The organism is Microbacterium sp. 05T445 (genome assembly GCF_056395865.1).
On the sequence record NZ_JBFTKJ010000001.1, the window covers coordinates 427403 to 444674 of the forward strand.

Below are 17272 nucleotides of genomic sequence, written 5' to 3' on the forward strand. Positions count from 1 at the left end.
TCTAGCGAATTGCCTCTTGCTGAACTGACATGCGCCGGAGCCGACCTGTTCCCGGCGCTCCTATGCTGGGTCGCGATGCTCTCCGCCGTCATAGCCCTCGTCGGCGCCGTCGTGTACGGCTCCGCGGACTTCCTCGGCGGGCTGGCCGCGCGCCGCCTGCGCTCGATCGTGGTCACGGCCGTCGCCGCCGTCGCGGGGCTGGCGGCGCTGCTGCTCGCCCAGCCCCTGTTCGTCGGCGTGTGGTCCGCACCCGACATCGCGTGGGGTGTGCTCGGGGGCGTCGTGAGCGTGGTCGCGATCGCGCTGCTGTACGCGTGCCTCGCGATCGGCCCGATGAGCATCCTCTCGCCGCTGACCGCCGTCGTCTCCGCCGTCGCCCCCATGCTGTGGGGACTCCTGGTCAAGGGCGACGCCCTGGCGCCGATCGGATACGCCGGGCTGGCGCTGGCTCTCGTCGCGGTCGTGCTCGTCGGCTTCATCCCCGGTGAGAAGATCGTGCGCCCGAGCGCCCGCGGCCTCGCGATGGCCGTCGGCGCCGGTCTCGCGATCGGCGCCTTCCTCATCATCCTCGATCAGACCTCCGCCGACAGCGGACTGGTGCCGGTGGTGACGAGCCGTGCGACCAGCGGCGTCGTGACGGTCGCCATCGTCGGCGTTCTGGCCCTGGCGGCGACGCGCCGGGGCGAGAGCGCCCGATCGGTGCTGGAGGTCGACGGGCTCCCGCTCGGCGCGACTCCCAGCGGACACGCCGATCTCGAGCACGCGTCGTCAGGGGTCGTGCGCGTCATCGCGACGACACGGCAGGCGTGGTGGCTGGCGATCGCGTGCGGGATCGCGGATGCCGCCGCCAACGCCTTCGCGCTGCTCGCGCTGCGCACCGGCGACCTCGCGGTGGTGTCGGCGCTGACCGCGCTCTACCCCGCCGGCACGATCCTGCTCGCGGCGCTCGTGCTGCGCGAGCGCGTCGCCGCGGTGCAGTGGGTGGGCCTCGGGCTCGCCCTCGCCGCCGGCGGGATGCTCGCCGTGGCGTAGCGGAGGGTCAGCCGCGCACGAAAAGGAGCACCAGCGAGGTGCCCAGCGCGAGCACGCCGAGCGCCAGCATCCCGCCCGCCAGGCGCGCCACAGCACGGACCGCCGGGGAGCCGTGGGTCAGCCGCATCCGGTCGAGCGACCCGCGGCGCACGAAGATGTCGGCCATGCCGACATCGCCGATCTCGTGGTCCTGCTCGTGCGTGAGCCGGGCCTCCCCCACGCCGCCGTCTTCATCGAACCAGCGCACCAGGCGACCCTCGGGCGACTCCTCCACGACCGCGCGCGCCGGCATCCACGTGCCGTCGGCGAGGTGCATGATCAGGGCGATGATCGCGAGCAGCGCGCCCACGCCGAAGCCGATCCACGAGAAGATCTCGGCGATGGCGTCGATCGCCTCCGACACCGCACCACCGTCCTTCGGATACGGAAAACGGCCGCGGGATGCGGCCGTTTCCGGTTCTGAGCCACCTAAGGGAATCGAACCCTTGACCTATTCATTACGAGTGAATCGCTCTGCCGACTGAGCTAAGGTGGCGCGCCTCGCTTGCGCGATGCACAAGCAACGATCTTACAGGGTCTCGGGGGTGCTCGCGAACACGACGGCCCGGCCCGCACATCGAGGCACCGCGCACGCCGCTCATGCGTCTCGGTGTCGACGTGTTACGGACGGGTTCGGGGCGAGCGCATGACGCATCGTAGGTTCGAAGCCGGTCCGCGACGAAGCGTGCGCGGTCCCGTGGATCGTGCGCGCGGTCACAAGCCGAGACGGGCCTCGATCCACAGGAGCACGCACATGTCCATCGCCAAGAGACTCACCGGGGCCGCAGCACTCGCCCTCCCCCTCGCCCTCCTCCTCGCCGGCTGCGCCGGGAGCGGGACGGATTCCGCCTCCGGCGGATCCGCCGACGACGAGGTCGTCCGCATCGGCGTCGTCGGCGCCGGCGACCCGTACTGGGAGACCTACAAGGAGGCCGCCGCCGAGGCGGGCATCGAGGTCGAGCTGGTCGACTTCAGCGAGTACACGCAGCCGAACCCCGCGCTGTCGGCCGGCGAGCTGGACCTCAACCAGTTCCAGCACATCATCTACCTCGCGACCTACAACGTGCAGAGCGACGACGACCTGCAGCCGATCGGCGCCACCGCGATCTACCCGCTGGGCCTGTACTCGACGCAGTACGACGCGGTCGCCGACATCCCCGCCGGCGCCACCGTCGCCGTCCCCAACGACGAGTCGAACCAGGCGCGGGGCCTCCTCGTGCTGCAGTCGGCCGGCCTCATCGAGCTGAAGGACGGCGGCTCGACGCTGTCTACGGTGGCCGACGTCCTGCCCGAGTCGAAGGTGAAGGTCGAGGCGCTCGACGCCGCGTTCACCGCGACCTCGCTCCCGGACGTCGCCGCCGCCATCGTCAACAACGACTTCGTCGAGGACGCCGGGCTGAAGTTCGAGGACGCCATCGCCACCGACGACCCGTCCGACCCGAGCGCGTTCCCGTACATCAACATCTTCGCCGCCAAGGCCGAGGACGCCGACAACCCGACGTACCTGAAGCTCGTCGAGATCTACCAGAACACGAAGAAGGTCACCGATGGCGTCGTGGACGCCTCCGGCGGCACCGCGGTGCTCGTGAAGACCCCGGCCGATGAGCTCCTCACGTCGCTGCACGACGTCGAGGACGACATCCGCGCCGCCTCGTAAGCCCGCCACACCGCGGCACTCGCCTGTGCGGCCCGCTCGCGCCTCGTGCGCACGGGCCGCACACGCGCGTTCCGCCCAGGAGCACCCATGACCCTCATCCGCCTGACCGGCGTGACCAAGACCTTCCCGCCGCCCGCGAAGGGCGCCGCGCCCGTGTCCGCGGTCGACGACGTCTCCCTCGACATCGCCGTCGGCGAGGTGTGCGGCATCATCGGCTACTCCGGTGCCGGCAAGAGCACCGTGCTGCGCCTGGTGAACGCGCTGGAGACGCCGACCGCCGGCACCGTCGAGATCGACGGCCGTGACATCACGGGGCTGCGCGAACGCGAGCTGCGCGAGCTGCGCGGCGACATCGGCATGATCTTCCAGCAGTTCAACCTCTTCGACTCGCGCACCGTGGCGAAGAACGTCGCATACCCGCTCGAGGTCGCCCGCCGGCCGCGCGCCGAGATCACGGCGCGCGTCGACGAGCTGCTGCGCTTCGTCGGCCTGGCCGACAAGGCCCGCAGCTACCCCGAGCAGCTCTCCGGTGGCCAGAAGCAGCGGGTGGGCATCGCCCGCGCCCTCGCGACGAGCCCCCGCATCCTGCTCGCCGACGAGGCGACGAGCGCGCTCGATCCCGACACGACGCAGGAGGTGCTCGCGCTCCTCCAGCGCATCAACAGGGAGCTCGGAGTCACGATCCTCGTGATCACGCACGAGATGGACGTCATCCGCACTCTCGCCGACCGGGTCGTCGTGATGGAGAACGGGCGCATCATCGAGAGCGGCGCCGTCTTCGACGTGCTCTCGGCTCCGCAGCACGCGGCGACTCGCCGTTTCGTGGCGAGCATCATCGAGGACGTCCCCGTCGGCGACCAGCTGCGGACCCTGCGCGACCGGCACCCCGGGCGCATCGTGACGTTCACCATCCGCGACGGCGACGTCACGCAGGCCGACGTCTTCGCCGCGCTGTCGTCGCACGGGGTGCGGTTCGAGCTCGTGCACGGCGGCATCAACGACATCGGCGGGCGCGTGTTCGGGCACCTCACGCTGGCGCTGACCGGAGAGGCGGATGCCGTGCAGCAGGCCATCGGCGCCGCATCGGCGTTCGCGCCGCTCATCGAGGAGGACGCCCGTGGATAGGCTCGTGGATCTCCTGCCCGAACTGTGGGCCGCGACGGCGGAGACCCTCTACGTCGTCTCGCTCAGCCTCGTCTTCGGCGGTCTCGCGGGACTGTTCGTGGGGCTCGCGCTGTACGCGACGAGGCCTGGCAGCCTGTTCCCGAACAGATTCCTGTTCGGCACGATCAACGTGATCGTGAACTTCTTCCGTCCCATCCCGTTCGTGATCCTGCTCGCCGCGGTGCAGCCGATCGCCCGTAGCCTCGGCATCCCGGGCATCGGACCCGAGTTCGGCATCTTCGCGATCACCATCGCGTCGCTGTTCGCGATCAGCCGGATCGTCGAGCAGAACCTGCTCACCGTGCGGCCGGGCGTCATCGAGGCGGCCAGGGCGACGGGAGCCAGCCGGTCGCGCATCCTGCTGCGCCTGCTCCCCCGCGAGGCGCTCGGACCGCTCATCCTCGGTTACACGTTCATCGTGGTGGCCCTCGTCGACATGACCGCGATCGCCGGCGCCGTGGCCGCGGGCGGCCTGGGCGAGTTCGCGATCGTCTACGGCTTCAAGCAGTTCAACCCGTGGGTCACGTGGGCCGCGGTGCTCGTCATCATCGTGATCGTGCAGGTGGTGCAGTTCGTCGGCAACGCCCTCGCCCGTCGCGTGCTGCGCCGCTGAACCTCCGATCCCGCGGCGATGAGAAGAGCGGATGCCCCGGTGGGGGCATCCSCTCTTCTCGTGTCGCGTCAGGTCATTCGCAGCGCAGACCGTCCTCGGGCGGCGTCCCTTCGAGGAGGTACGTCTCGACGGCGTCGTCGACACACGAGTTGCCCTTGTTGTAGCCGGTGTGCCCCTCGCCGACGCGCGTCACCAGCACGCCGGACGACAGCTGATCGGCCAACGACACCGACCACTCGTACGGCGTCGCCGGGTCGTTCGTGGTGCCGACCACGACGATGGGCGCCGCGCCGTCGGCGGTGATCCGTTCGCGCACGCCGGTCGCCGGGTACGGCCACACCTCGCACGGGTCCGGCCCGCTCCAGTACGGCGCGACGGTGGGCGCCTCGGCGGCCATCTTCGCGTCCGCGGCGGCCTTCTCCTCAGGGGTGGCGTCGACCGGGTAGTCCATGCAGTTGTACGCGCGGAAGGCCTCGGTCTGGTTGTCGAGGTACACGCCGTCTTGGCGGTTGTAGTAGAAGTCGGCCAGCTGGAACGCTACCTGCGCGTCGCCCTGCAGCACGTCGCTGAGCGCCGTCGTCAGGTAGCTCCAGCTGTCCTCCGAGTACAGCGCCGCCACGATGGCGGTCATCAGCGAGTCGGCGCCGAGCATCCGCCCGTCGGCGTTGCGGATGGGGTCGCGGTCGACGCTCGCCAGCAGCGTTCCGAGGTCGGCCATCGCCTCGTCCACGGAGCCGCGGAACGGGCAGCCGTCGTCCTGGAGGCAGTCGGCCATGTACGCCCGCAGCGCCGACTCGAAGCCCACGCCCTGGGTGGTGCTGACCTCCAGCCCCGAGACGGACGGGTCGATCGCACCGTCGAGCACCAGACGCCCGACCTTCTCGGGGTACAGCTTGGCGTACGTCGCACCGAGGAAGGTGCCGTACGAGTAGCCCAGGTAGTAGAGCTCCTTGTCACCGAGCACCGCGCGCATGAGGTCCATGTCGCGGGCCGCGTTCTCGGTGGTGATGTAGGGCAGGATGCCGTCGCTGTTCGCCTCGCACGCCTCGCCGAAGGCACGGTGCCCGGCCAGCAGCTCGTCGCGCCAGGCATCCGAGCCGCGCGGGCTCTTCGGGATGTCGAAGAGGTAGGAGTCCATGGCGGACGCGTCGTAGCACGTCACCGCGGTCGACTCGCCGACCCCGCGCGGGTCGAAGCCGATGACGTCGAACCGCTGACGCACCTCATCGCCCACGGCGTACGACACCGAGTCGCGCACCAGCGACACGCCGCTCGCGCCCGGTCCGCCGGGGTTGGTCAGGAGGGACCCGATGGGCTCGGCGCCGCCCTCGGCCCGGTTGCGGATGAGCGACAGCTCGATCTCGCCCTTGGACGGGTCCGACCAGTCCAGCGGCGCGGTCACGGTCGTGCAGTCGAAGCCGCCGCAGTCGATCCAGTCGAGCTCCTGCTCGTAGAACGGCAGCAGGTCGGCGGCCACGCCGTCGGTGTCCGGCGCCTTGGTGGTGGTCGGGCGCGGCGAGGACTCGGGGATCATCGCGTACAGGCACCCGCTGAGGGCGAGGGATGCCGCGACAAGGCCTGCGACGACGGCCGCGCCCTTGGTCAGCCGGGTGCGGGACGGGAATCTGCGGCGGGGGCGGGTGGTGTTCACGGGGTCCTTCCGCTGGCGACGGTGATGAGCATGCTCTCGAGCGCGAGGGCAGGGGCGGCGTTCAGTTCGAGGTTCTCGCGGGTCGCCGAGATCCGGTCGACGACGGTGAGCGTGCGCTCCGGCGTCCACGCGGCGGCCAGCGCGCGCAGGTCGGGTTCGAGTTCGCGGTTGATCAGCGTGTCGTCGCGGCCGAACTGCAGCATGAGCACATCGCGGAACATCGATTCGAGGTCGGTCAGCACCCGGTCGATGCCGTCGCGCAGGCTCCGCGTCGCGCGGCGCTTCTGCTCGTCCTCGAGTGCCGAGAGCTGGGAGCGCACGGCCGGCGGGATCGCGGCGCCTTCGGCGATCCCGAGCGTGCGCAGCAGCGTCGCGCGCTCGGCCTCGTCCCGCTCCGCGGTGAGCGCCTTCGCGTCGTCGGTGGCCGCCGAGACGATGGCGCCCGCGACCTCGACCGCGTCGCCGACGCCGCGCACGCCGAGGACCCCGCGCAGCGTGGCATCGCGTCGCGCGCGGGCGGCGGCATCCGTCGCCAGCCGCTGGGCCATGCCGATGTGACGCTGCGAGTGGCGCGCGGACTGCTCCGCGATGGCGGGATCGACGCCGCTGCGGCGCACGATGAGCTCGGCGACGTCGTCGACGTCGGGCTCGCGCAGGCGCAGGGTGCGCACCCGCGAGCGGATCGTGGGCAGCAGGTCGGCGTCGCTGGGCGCGCACAGCACCCAGACGGTGCGCTCCGGCGGCTCCTCGAGCGCCTTCAGCAGGACGTTGGAGGTGCGCTCGGCCATGCGGTCGGCGTCCTCCATGACGATGACGCGATACCGCCCGAGCGAGGGCGCGAAGTACGACCGCTCGACGAGCGCCCTGGCGTCCTTGATCGAGATGATGACGCCCTCGGTCCGCAGCGCGGTGAGGTCGGGGTGGGTGCCTGCGAGCACCTGGCGCATCGTGCGCTCGTCACCGGGCTCGGCGATCAGCGCCGCCGCGAAGGCGTGGGCGAGGATCGACCGCCCAGATCCGGGCGGGCCGGTGAGCAGCCATGCGTGGGTCATCGCTGCGGGATCGGATGCCGCCTCCCGCAGCGCGGCGACAGCAGCGTCCTGGCCCCACACGTCGCCCCACGGCAGGTCCTGGTCGGCCGACGCCTCCGGCGCCGCGCCCGAGGCGGTGTCGTCCGCGCGTGCGGGGTGGGTCGCGGCATCCATCCCGCCCAGCCTAATCCCCGGCCCTGACACGCCCAGGCGGCGCGGGCGACCCGGCGAACACGACTCAGGCCAGGAGCGGGGCGACCCGCTCGCGAACGGCGGCGGCGAGCTCGGCCGCAGGCTGCGCGGCGTCGAGCACCAGGAAGCGTTCCGGCTCGGCGGCGGCGAGCGCGAGGAACTCCTCGCGGACGCGGGCGTGGAACTGCTCCTGCTCCGCCTCGAGCCGGTCGAACGGCTTGTCGTCGGCGTCCAGTCGGGCGCGGGCGGATGCCGGATCCAGGTCGAGCAGCACGGTGACGTCGGGGAGCAGCCCCTCGGTGGCCCACAGCGACAGCTCGCGCACCTCGTCCTGCCCGAGCACGCGTCCGGCGCCCTGGTACGCGACGGACGAGTCGATGTAGCGGTCCTGGATCACCACGTCGCCCCGCGCGAGGGCCGGACGCACGAGGGTCTCGATGTGGTGCGCACGGTCGGCGGCGTACAGCAGCGCCTCGGCGCGCGGCGAGACCTCGCCGCGGTGGTGGAGGACGATGTCGCGGATGAGCACGCCCACCTCGGTGCCGCCGGGTTCGCGCGTTCGCACGACCGTGCGTCCGGCATCCGTCAGCCATTGCTCGAGGAGGGACGCCTGCGTCGTCTTGCCGACGCCGTCGCCTCCCTCGAAGGTGACGAAGAGGCCGCGCGCCGGTGTCGTACCCGCCGTCACTTCTTCGCCGCGGGCTTGCGCGTCGTGGTCCGTCGCGCTGCGGGGCGCTTGGCCGGTCCCTTCGCACGCTTGTCGGCCAGCAGCTGCACGGCGCGCTCGAAGGTGACCTCCATCGCGTCCTCGCCGCGCGGGATCGTCGCGTTCGTCTCGCCGTCGGTGACGTACGGACCGAAGCGGCCGTCCTTGAGCTTGATCGCCTTGCCGCTGGTCGGGTCGGCCTCGAACTCCTTGAGCGCGGAGCTCGCGCCGCGGGCGCCGTACTTCGGCTGCGCGTAGACGGCCAGCGCCTCCTCGAGCGTGATGTCGAAGATCTGCTGCTCGCTCTGCAGCGTGCGCGAGTCGGTGCCCTTCTTCAGGTACGGGCCGTAGCGGCCGTTCTGCGCCGTGATCGCGGCTTCGGTCTCCGGGTCGATCCCGACGGTGCGCGGCAGGTCGAGGAGCTTCAGCGCCGTGTCGAGGTCGATCGTGTCGACCGACATCGACTTGAACAGCGACGCGGTGCGGGGCTTGGGCGCCGCCTCCTTCTTGGCGCCGCGCTTCTTGGGCGCGGGCTCGGGCTCGACCGCGACGACCTCGCCGGTGGCCTCGTCGACCTCTTCCGCCGCAGGCGGGTCGGTCTCCTGCACGTAGGGCCCGAAGCGTCCGTCCTTGACGACGACGAGCTTGCCGTTGGCGGGGTTCTCCCCCAGCACGCGGTCGCCGGCGACGGGGGCGTCGATGAGCTCCTGCGCCTTGGCGGGGGTCAGCTCGTCCGGCGCGAGGTCTTCGGGGATGTTGACCCGTCGGGGCTCGGCATCCGGATCGTCCTTGTCGGCGACCTCGAGGTACGGGCCGTACTTGCCGAATCGCAGCGTCGCGACGTCGCCGATCGGCGTCGAGTTGAGGGCGCGGGCGTCGATCTCGCCGAGGTTGTCGACGATGTTGCGCAGGCCCACGTGGTCGGTGGAGCCGAAGTAGAACTCCTGCAGCCAGTCCTGGCGCTTCTGCTCGCCGCGCGCGATGGCGTCGAGATCGTCTTCGAGGGCCGCGGTGAAGTCGTAGTCCACGAGGTCGGCGAAGTGCTGCTCGAGCAGGCGCACCACGCTGAATGCGAGCCAGCTCGGGATGAGCGCCTGGCCGCGCTTGGTGACGTAGCCGCGGTTGAGGATGACGTCGATGATGCTCGCGAACGTGGAGGGGCGGCCGATGCCCTTCTCTTCGAGCGCCTTCACGAGGCTCGCCTCGGTGTAGCGGGGCTTCGGGCTCGTCGCGTGCCCCTTGGGCTCGACGTCGCGCAGGCGCAGCACGTCGCCCACGGCCATGGCGGGCAGGGCCTGGTCGTCGGACTTGTCGGCGTCGCTGCGCTTCTCGTCGCGGCCCTCTTCGTAGGCCTCCAGGAAGCCCTTGAACGTGTAGACGGTTCCGGATGCCGTGAACTCGGCGCGACGGCCGCCCGCCGAGACCTCGAGGGTCACGGTGGTGGTCTCGTACTTCGCATCGGACATCTGGCTGGCCATCGTGCGCTTCCAGATGAGGTCGTACAGGCGCAGTTCGTCGCGGTCGAGCTGACCGGACACCTCGGAGGGCGTGCGGAACGACTCGCCCGACGGGCGGATCGCCTCGTGCGCCTCCTGCGCGTTCTTGCTGTTGTTGCGGTACGAACGCGGGTTCAGCGGCACCGACGCCGCGCCGTACAGCGCGACCGCCTGCTCGCGCGCGGCCTGGACGGCCTGCGTCGACAGCGCGGTCGAGTCGGTGCGCATATAAGTGATGTACCCCTTCTCGTAGAGACGCTGGGCGACGCCCATGGCGTGCTTTGCGCTCATCGAGAGCTTGCGACCGGCCTCCTGCTGGAGGGTCGAGGTCGTGAACGGGGGCTTGGGGCTGCGGGTGCCGGGCTTGGACTCGAGGGCGGTGACGGATGCCTCCGCCGCGGCCTCGATCGCCGCGGCGAGTTCGCGCACCTGGGCTTCGTCGAGGACCAGAACGGCCTTCTTCAGCTCACCGCGGTCGTCGAAGTCGGTGCCACGGGCGAGGACGGCGCCGTCGACACGGGCCAGGCGGGTGGAGAACGACTCGTCGATGCCCTGCGGGCGGTTCGGTGCGGCGAGCGCCTCGATGTCCCAGTAGGACGCCGACACGAACGCCATGCGCTCGCGTTCGCGGTCGACCACGAGCCGGGTCGCCGCGGACTGGACGCGGCCGGCCGACGTGCCCTGCTGCACCTTGTACCAGAGCACCGGGCTGACGTCCCACCCGTACAGGCGGTCGAGGATGCGGCGGGTCTCCTGCGCGTCGACGAGAGCGAGGTCGAGTTCACGCGTGTTGCCGACGGCGGCCTGGATCGCGTCCTTGGTGATCTCGTGGAACACCATGCGCTTGACCGGGACCTTCGGCTTGAGGGTCTGCAGCAGGTGCCACGCGATGGCTTCCCCTTCGCGGTCCTCATCGGTGGCGAGCAGGAGTTCGTCCGCCCCCTTCAGCGCGCGCTTGAGCTCGGCGACGGTCTTCTTGCCGCGCTCGCTCTCGACGTAATAGGGGTCGAAGCCGTTGTCGACGTCGATCGAGTACTTCCCGTAGGCCTGCTTCTTATCGGCCGGGATGTCGCGCTTGTCCGCCAGATCGCGGATGTGCCCGACCGAGCTGAGCACCTCGTAGCCATCGCCGAGGTACCCCTGGATCGACTTCATCTTCGTCGGTGACTCGACGATGACGAGCTTCTTGCCTTCTGCCAACGGGGGCGTCCTTTCTTCGACGCAAACCATACACGCCACTTCTCGGTGCAGGGGCTGTGAGCCCGGATCAAGACGGCGGGCCGGCCCGCGCGGACGCGCGTGCCTCGACCAGGCCGAACCGCGTGGAGACGGTGACCGTGGCCACGAGTTCGTCGAGGTCGCACGCCTCCACGACGGCGTCGAAAGCGGCGGCGACCTCCTCCGCACGGTCGCACGGGATGCCGGTGACAGCGCCCGATGCGGCGTCCGCCGCGGCGAGCGCACTGCCGTCCGCTGCGGCCGCGAGCCGCTGCCCCGTCACGGCGGCGGCTCCCGTCGTCGCGAGTCCGACCGTGAGCAGCGTCATCGCCGCCACGATCCCCACCACGGCCACCGATCCGGGCATCAGCCGGCACCTCCCCACGCGGGATGCACGCCACCATGGGCGCCGATGCGGGGACGCCGCCCCGGTCCGTCCGGGTCCTCCGCGTCCCGATCCCGCCCGCTCACAGGCCACCCGCCAGGGCGCAGCCCGTCGCCGAGACCCGGAGGCCGAGCACGACGGGCGCCGAGGCGGAGACGCAGACCAGGTCTCCGCGCGCCGAGATGTCGACCGTCGCAGCCTCCACGCCCGCCGCGACGGCGTCCTGCACGCGCTGCGCCGGCTCTCCGCGCGCACTCAGGCGCGCGGCATCCGCCACGGCATCCTGCAGTCGCACCTGCCGGGCAGCGCCCGCCAACGCACCCACGCCGATCGCGAGCACGAGCACGACGGCGGGCAGGGCGACCGCGAACTCGGCGACGACCGACCCGCGGTCGTCGCCCAGCCGCGGACGCATCAGGCGACCGTGAGAGCCCGGCGCACGAGATCCGTGAGGATGCCGCGCACCTCGTCGCTGCGCATGATGACGACGAGGAGTCCCGCGAACGCGACGGCGGCCATCGTCGCGATGGCGTACTCGGCCGTCGCAGCGCCGGTGTCGTCGCCGCCACGGGGAAGGAACAGCCGCTCGGCGCGACGCCGGGTGAGCGTCGGGATCCGTGCTGAGGCGGAGGGGGAGGACATGGATTCTCCATTCGATTCGGTTGCGGGTCGGGCACGGTCGTGGCCGGGCGGATCGCAGGGGTCCGCGATCCCCGGGCGGCGGTCACAGCGAGACCGCCATCGTCGACATGACGCTCAGCAGCATCGGTGCGACGCCGAGCAGGAGGAACGCCGGCAGCGTGCAGACCCCCAGGGGGATCAGCAGTCGCGACGAGAGCTTCGCGGCGCGCAGTCTCCCGTCGATGCGCGCCCGATGCCGGGCGTGCGCCGCCGAGGCGCGAAGCAGCTCGGCCGCCGGCACACCGGCGGCTCGCGACAGCGAGAGCACCGCATCGACCGTGTCGAGCCGTGACTCGCCCGTCCCGCCGGCGGGAGCAGCAGCGGGGCCGGCACCGGCGGCGAGCGCCTGAGCCTCCTGCACCACCGATCGGGCACGGTCGACCGAGACGCCGCCGCTCAACGCGATCGCGATGAGCTCCGCGTCCAGGCCCGGGATGCCGTGCGCGGCCCCGGCGGTGCGCACGAGGCGCGACGTCCAGCGGTGCGCCGCCGCGATGAGAGCGACGCCGCCGACGAGGCAGCCCACCCCGAGCGGGTTCGTGAAGAGCGTGCCGAGCGTGTCGAACCCCAGCGCCGCACCGAGGCCGACGGCGACGAGCGGGAGCCACCCCATGAGCCGCGCGGTCCCCGCAGGCTCGGCGAGCGCGACCCGCACATCGTCGACGGCCTCGTGCGCGTCGCGCAGCGCGACGGCCAGCGTGCGCAGGCAGTCGGCGAGCGGGGCGCCGACGACCGAGGCCACCCGGTACGCCGTCGCCACCTCGCGCCACGCGTCCGATCCCGCCGTCGCGACGGCGTCGGGCAACGGCATCCCCCGCTCGACCGACGCGACGACCTGCACCGCGGCCGCATCACCGGTGCGGGCGAGATGCTCCCAGGCCCGCGCGGGCGAGACTCCGGCCTGCAGCAGCACGGCCAGCTGCAGCACGGTCGCCGAGGCGTCCGCCGCTGTCGCGGCGACGGCCTCGGCCCTCACCCCGCGTCCCATCGCATCTCCTCGATGCCGAGCCGCCCGGCGGCATCCACCACGGGACGACCGACGGCGGCGACGCTGCGGGATCCGCGGGCGTCGCGCTCGACGTGCAGCACGAGGCCGATCGCACTCGCGGCCTGGCGGGCGAGCGCGCGGTCGTCGAGACCTGCCAACGCGCCCAGCGCCTCCATCCGGGCCGGCACGTCGTGCAGGCCGTTCGCGTGGATCGTGCCCGCACCGCCGTCGTGCCCCGTGTTCAGCGCCGACAGCAGCTCGCGCACCTCGTCGCCCCGGCATTCGCCGACCACGAGCCGGTCGGGCCGCATGCGCAGCGCCTCGCGCACCAGCCGCGCGAGGCCGACCCCGCCGCTCCCCTCGATGTTCGGCTGCCGCGCTTCGAGCCGGACGTGGTGGGGGTGGGCGATGCGCAGCTCCGCGACGTCCTCGATCGTGACGATCCGCTCGTGCGCGGGCGCCTCTCCGAGGAGCGCGGCCAGCAGCGTCGTCTTGCCCGCGCCGGCCGCCCCCGAGATCAGCAGGTTCGCGCGATCGGCGATCGCCTCCCCCAGACGGCGTCGCATCGCGGCGCTGAACATCCCGGTGCGGTGGAGGTCGTCGAGCGTCGCGTCCGACGTCCGGGGCACGCGGATCGAGATGGCCGTGCCCTCGGGAGCGATCGGCGGCAGCACCGCGTGCACCCGGATGCCGCCGTCCAGGCGCACGTCGACGCACGGGGTCGCATCGTCGATGTGCCGACCGCCCAGGCCGATGAGCGCGACCGCCAGATCGCGTACCTCTTCTTCTGTGGCCCGCCACTCGAGAGCGGCGACCGCACCGGCTCCGCGATCGACGTACAGCCCCGCCGCGCCGTTCACGAACAGGTCGGTGACCCCCGGGTCGTCGAGGTACGGCGCAAGCGGAGCGAGCAGCGGATGCCGCGCCGCCGGGGCCTCACCCGCTCTCACGGCGCTCGCAGGTCGGTGCACCGGGCCCCTCGCCACACGTTCGAACGGCTCGTCCCTGTCGCGCGCCTCTCGGTCCGGGCGGCCCGGTACCCAGGGGCCGGACCGCGCCGGCGTCCCGGCAGGCTCGCGCGGCGGGATCGCGAACGCGCGGACGGCGGCGGCATCCCTTCGTCCCGCGGAAGGCACGCCGACGGCGGAGCGGGGATGGACGACGAACGACGCGGGCATGCCCCGACGCTAGGAGCGCCATCCCCGGGCGGACGGGCGGGACCGGGCGAACAGTGGAGGGATGGCGTCAGTCGGCCGGTGTGGAGGAGCTCCGCACGCGCGAACGCTCCCCACAAATGAAGGCGGCATCCCATGGGGGGAATGGGATGCCGCCAAGCGCGGGCCCGAATTCGGGGGGTGACGTCGGGCGCCGCAATGCCAGAATCGATGTTCGGCCAACGGTCAGCATATGCGAGGTAAGGGTCCTGACAAAACGAAAAGGAGAGGTTTCTCACTGATATATCGGTCGAGTCCAACATTCACGCGGCCACCTACTATCGGGGGTAGTCGGTTCGAGCCCTTCCGGGTACGTTTCGTGGCAGACTCGCCGGCCTCCCACCGGCCTGAATCCAGCCCGCAAAGGAGCGCGCTCCCATGAGCGATCAGACCCCGATCACGCACCCCGGCAGCAGCCAGATCGACCACCTGCTCACGGAGGATCGTCGCTTCGCGCCGACCCCCGAGTTCGCCGCGTCCGCCGTCGCGACCGCCGAGCTCTACGAGCAGGCGAAAGCCGACCGCCTCGGCTTCTGGGCCGCCCAGGCCCGTGACCTGCACTGGCACAAGCCCTTCACCGAGGTGCTCGACTGGTCGAACCCGCCGTTCGCGCAGTGGTTCGCCGACGGAGAGCTCAACGTCGCCTACAACTGCCTCGACCGCCACGTCGAAGCGGGTGACGGCGACCGCGTCGCCCTGCTGTGGGAGGGCGAGCCCGGCGACGAGCGCCGCGTCACCTACGCCGAGCTCACCGCCGAGGTCAAGCGCCTCGCGAACGTGCTCGAGGGACTCGGCATCGGCCAGGGCGACCGCGTCGCGATCTACCTGCCGATGATCCCGGAGGCCGTCGCCTCCATGCTCGCCGTCGCGCGCATCGGCGCCATCCACTCCGTCGTCTTCGGCGGCTTCTCGGCCGACAGCCTCCGCGCCCGCATCGACGACGCCGGTGCGAAGCTCGTCATCACCGCCGACGGCGGCTACCGCAAGGGCAAGGTCTCGCCGCTCAAGCCCGCCGTCGACCTGGCCCTCGGCGACCGCGGCACCGGCGTGCAGGAGACGGTGGAGCACGTGCTCGTCGTCAAGCGCGGCGAGAACGAGGTCGACTGGACCGACGGCCGCGACCTCTGGTGGCACGACGTCGTCCCCGCGGCGTCCGGCGAGCACGAGGCGAAGGCCTTCCCCGCCGAGAACCCGCTGTTCATCCTCTACACGTCCGGCACCACCGGGAAGCCGAAGGGCATCCTCCACACCTCCGGCGGCTACCTCACGCAGTCGGCGTTCACGAACAGGGTCGTGCACGACATCCACCCCGAGACCGACGTCTACTGGTGCACCGCCGACATCGGCTGGGTGACGGGCCACTCCTACGTGACGTACGGCCCGCTCGCCAACGGCGCGACGCAGGTGCTCTACGAGGGGACGCCGGATGCCCCGCATCCGGGTCGCTGGTGGGAGATCGTGCAGAAGTACGGGGTCACGGTGCTCTACACCGCGCCGACCGCCATCCGCTCGTTCATGAAGCTCGGCCGGGCGATCCCGAAGCAGTTCGACCTGTCGTCGCTGCGCCTGCTCGGCTCGGTGGGCGAGCCCATCAACCCCGAGGCGTGGATGTGGTACCGCAAGATCATCGGCGGCAAGACCGCGCCGATCGTCGACACGTGGTGGCAGACCGAGACCGGGTCGATCATGATCTCGGCGCTTCCCGGCGTCACCGAGACCAAGCCCGGCTCGGCGCAGGTGCCGCTGCCCGGCGTCTCGATCGACGTCGTCGACGAGGACGGCACGCACGTCGGCAACGGCAACGGCGGGCTCCTGGTCATCACCGAGCCGTGGCCGTCGATGCTGCGCGGCATCTGGGGCGACCCGGAGCGCTTCGTCGAGACGTACTGGGAGAAGTTCCAGAAGCAGGGCTACTACTTCGCGGGCGACGGCGCGCGCCTGGACGACGACGGAGACGTGTGGCTGCTCGGTCGGGTCGACGACGTGATGAACGTGTCGGGCCACCGCCTGTCGACCACCGAGATCGAGTCGGCGCTGGTCGGCAACGAGGCGGTCGCCGAGGCGGCCGTCGTCGGCGCGTCGGACGAGACGACAGGTCAGGCCGTCGTCGCATTCGTCATCATCAAGCAGTCGCATCTCGACGAGAACCCGGTCGACGGGTTCGGACCGATGCTTCGCCAGTGGGTGGGCGAGCAGATCGGCCCGATCGCGCGCCCCCGCGACATCTACATCGTGGGCGAGCTGCCCAAGACCCGCTCCGGCAAGATCATGCGGCGCCTGCTGCGCGACGTCGCCGAGGGCCGCGAGGTCGGCGACACCACGACGCTCGCCGACACCGCCGTCATGTCGGTGATCTCGGCACAGGTCAAGTAGCGCAACGAGAAGAGCGGATGCCGCAGCCCCGGGCTGCGGCATCCGCTCTGTCGTTCGCGGGTCAGGCGTAGGAGAAGACGACCTCGACCTCGACGGGGGCGTCGAGCGGGAGGACCGGCACCCCGACGGCCGAGCGCGCGTGCCTGCCGGCGTCGCCGAAGACCTCGCCGAGCACCTCGCTCGCGCCGTTGATGACGCCGGGCTGCCCGGTGAACTCGGGGACGGATGCCACGAACCCGGTGACCTTCACGACACCGGTCAGGCGGTCGACGCCGCCCACCGCCGCGGCGGCGGCCGCGATCGCGTTCAGCGCGCTCTGGCGTGCGTACCCCTTGGCGTCGGCCGCAGGCACGAGCCCGTGGCCCTCACCGACCTTGCCGGTCGCCGGCAGCGCGCCGGAGACCATCGGCAGCTGGCCGGCCGTGTAGACGAGGTCGCCGTGCGCCTTCGCCGGCACATAGGCGGCCACGGGAGGCACGACGTCGGGCAGATCGATGCCGAGTTCGGCGAGACGGTCGCTCACGCTCATGGTCACGCCTCCTCGAACTGCTTGGCGGCCTGGGCGGCGGCATCCAGTCCCGCGTTCTGCTCGCCCCCGCCGGACGGGCGCTTGAAGTAGGCGACGAGACCGCCCTCGGGGCCGGGAACCACCTGCACGAGCTCCCAGCCCTGCTTGCCCCAGTTGTTGAGGATCGCGGCGGTGTTGTGGATCAGAAGGGGCGTGGTGAGATACTCCCACGTCGTCATCGCGGCTCCTCGAGTCTGCGGTGGAGAGGGCTGACGCGGCTGGGAATCAGCCTCGCGAGCGCGGGTGCGTCGGGGTTTCGCCCAG

General features: G+C 71.5%; 17 protein-coding genes and 1 tRNA gene. 5 read left to right on the forward strand and 13 right to left on the reverse strand.

The window, feature by feature from the left end; genetic code table 11:
- Positions 1-75 precede the first annotated feature (75 nt).
- Positions 76-1032 carry an EamA family transporter gene (locus AC1DDU_RS01995; RefSeq protein ID WP_477430950.1) on the forward strand — a complete coding sequence of 319 codons (957 nt, stop codon included), beginning with the start codon at positions 76-78 and terminating at the stop codon, positions 1030-1032.
- A gap of 7 nt (positions 1033-1039) precedes the next feature.
- Here AC1DDU_RS01995 and AC1DDU_RS02000 read toward each other — a convergent pair whose 3' ends face one another.
- Positions 1040-1435 (reverse strand): hypothetical protein, encoded by a 396-nt coding sequence (locus AC1DDU_RS02000; protein WP_477430951.1) that lies wholly within the window; start codon positions 1433-1435, stop codon positions 1040-1042.
- A gap of 59 nt (positions 1436-1494) precedes the next feature.
- A tRNA-Thr gene (locus AC1DDU_RS02005) sits at positions 1495-1567 on the reverse strand.
- Between the two features lie 258 nt (positions 1568-1825).
- Between AC1DDU_RS02005 and AC1DDU_RS02010 the strand changes: the two genes are divergently transcribed.
- The 3 genes from AC1DDU_RS02010 (at position 1826) to AC1DDU_RS02020 (ending at position 4505) form a co-directional block, all read left to right on the forward strand.
- A complete protein-coding gene (locus AC1DDU_RS02010; RefSeq protein ID WP_477430952.1) occupies positions 1826-2728 on the forward strand; it encodes a MetQ/NlpA family ABC transporter substrate-binding protein in 903 nt (300 codons plus the stop codon).
- A gap of 87 nt (positions 2729-2815) precedes the next feature.
- Positions 2816-3853, forward strand: coding sequence for a methionine ABC transporter ATP-binding protein (locus AC1DDU_RS02015; protein WP_477430953.1), 1038 nt, complete (start codon positions 2816-2818; stop codon positions 3851-3853).
- Positions 3846-4505, forward strand: a complete 660-nt coding sequence (locus tag AC1DDU_RS02020; RefSeq protein ID WP_477430954.1) for a methionine ABC transporter permease — start codon at positions 3846-3848, stop codon at positions 4503-4505. Before AC1DDU_RS02015 ends, AC1DDU_RS02020 begins: the two co-directional genes overlap by 8 nt.
- A gap of 73 nt (positions 4506-4578) precedes the next feature.
- On the opposite strand, the gene AC1DDU_RS02025 is transcribed toward AC1DDU_RS02020, so the two are convergent.
- The 9 genes from AC1DDU_RS02025 to AC1DDU_RS02065 all read right to left on the reverse strand — a co-directional run bounded on the left by AC1DDU_RS02025 (position 4579) and on the right by AC1DDU_RS02065 (position 13803).
- On the reverse strand, positions 4579-6156 hold the full coding sequence (locus AC1DDU_RS02025) for an alpha/beta hydrolase (RefSeq protein WP_477430955.1): 1578 nt from the start codon (positions 6154-6156) through the stop codon (positions 4579-4581).
- The gene (locus tag AC1DDU_RS02030) at positions 6153-7361 is read right to left on the reverse strand and encodes a DNA polymerase III subunit delta' (RefSeq protein ID WP_477430956.1); all 1209 of its coding nucleotides are present in this window, start codon (positions 7359-7361) and stop codon (positions 6153-6155) included. Before AC1DDU_RS02030 ends, AC1DDU_RS02025 begins: the two co-directional genes overlap by 4 nt.
- 64 nt (positions 7362-7425) lie before the next feature.
- Positions 7426-8067, reverse strand: coding sequence for a dTMP kinase (gene tmk / locus AC1DDU_RS02035; RefSeq protein ID WP_477430957.1), 642 nt, complete (start codon positions 8065-8067; stop codon positions 7426-7428).
- Positions 8064-10781, reverse strand: coding sequence for a type I DNA topoisomerase (topA, locus tag AC1DDU_RS02040; RefSeq protein WP_477430958.1), 2718 nt, complete (start codon positions 10779-10781; stop codon positions 8064-8066). The genes tmk and topA overlap by 4 nt, the downstream gene beginning before the upstream one ends.
- Before the next feature lie 67 nt (positions 10782-10848).
- Positions 10849-11166, reverse strand: coding sequence for an Rv3654c family TadE-like protein (locus AC1DDU_RS02045; protein WP_477430959.1), 318 nt, complete (start codon positions 11164-11166; stop codon positions 10849-10851).
- Positions 11167-11266: 100 nt separating this feature from the next.
- On the reverse strand, positions 11267-11599 hold the full coding sequence (locus AC1DDU_RS02050; protein WP_477430960.1) for a TadE family type IV pilus minor pilin: 333 nt from the start codon (positions 11597-11599) through the stop codon (positions 11267-11269).
- Complete coding sequence (locus tag AC1DDU_RS02055) at positions 11599-11826, reverse strand: DUF4244 domain-containing protein (protein WP_477430961.1); 228 nt, start codon at positions 11824-11826, stop codon at positions 11599-11601. The genes AC1DDU_RS02050 and AC1DDU_RS02055 overlap by 1 nt, the downstream gene beginning before the upstream one ends.
- 82 nt (positions 11827-11908) lie before the next feature.
- Entirely contained in the window at positions 11909-12853 is a 945-nt protein-coding gene (locus tag AC1DDU_RS02060) for a type II secretion system F family protein (RefSeq protein ID WP_477430962.1), read from the reverse strand.
- Positions 12838-13803 carry a TadA family conjugal transfer-associated ATPase gene (locus tag AC1DDU_RS02065; RefSeq protein WP_477430963.1) on the reverse strand — a complete coding sequence of 322 codons (966 nt, stop codon included), beginning with the start codon at positions 13801-13803 and terminating at the stop codon, positions 12838-12840. Before AC1DDU_RS02065 ends, AC1DDU_RS02060 begins: the two co-directional genes overlap by 16 nt.
- Before the next feature lie 642 nt (positions 13804-14445).
- Between AC1DDU_RS02065 and acs the strand changes: the two genes are divergently transcribed.
- Entirely contained in the window at positions 14446-16440 is a 1995-nt protein-coding gene (gene acs, locus AC1DDU_RS02070) for an acetate--CoA ligase (protein WP_477430964.1), read from the forward strand.
- A 61-nt stretch (positions 16441-16501) separates the two neighbouring features.
- Here the strand turns inward: acs and AC1DDU_RS02075 are convergent, their stop codons facing one another.
- Together AC1DDU_RS02075 and AC1DDU_RS02080 are read right to left on the reverse strand one after the other, a co-directional pair.
- Positions 16502-16969, reverse strand: coding sequence for a RidA family protein (locus AC1DDU_RS02075; RefSeq protein WP_477430965.1), 468 nt, complete (start codon positions 16967-16969; stop codon positions 16502-16504).
- A 2-nt stretch (positions 16970-16971) separates the two neighbouring features.
- Positions 16972-17187 carry a DUF4177 domain-containing protein gene (locus tag AC1DDU_RS02080; protein WP_477430966.1) on the reverse strand — a complete coding sequence of 72 codons (216 nt, stop codon included), beginning with the start codon at positions 17185-17187 and terminating at the stop codon, positions 16972-16974.
- Positions 17188-17272 lie beyond the last annotated feature (85 nt).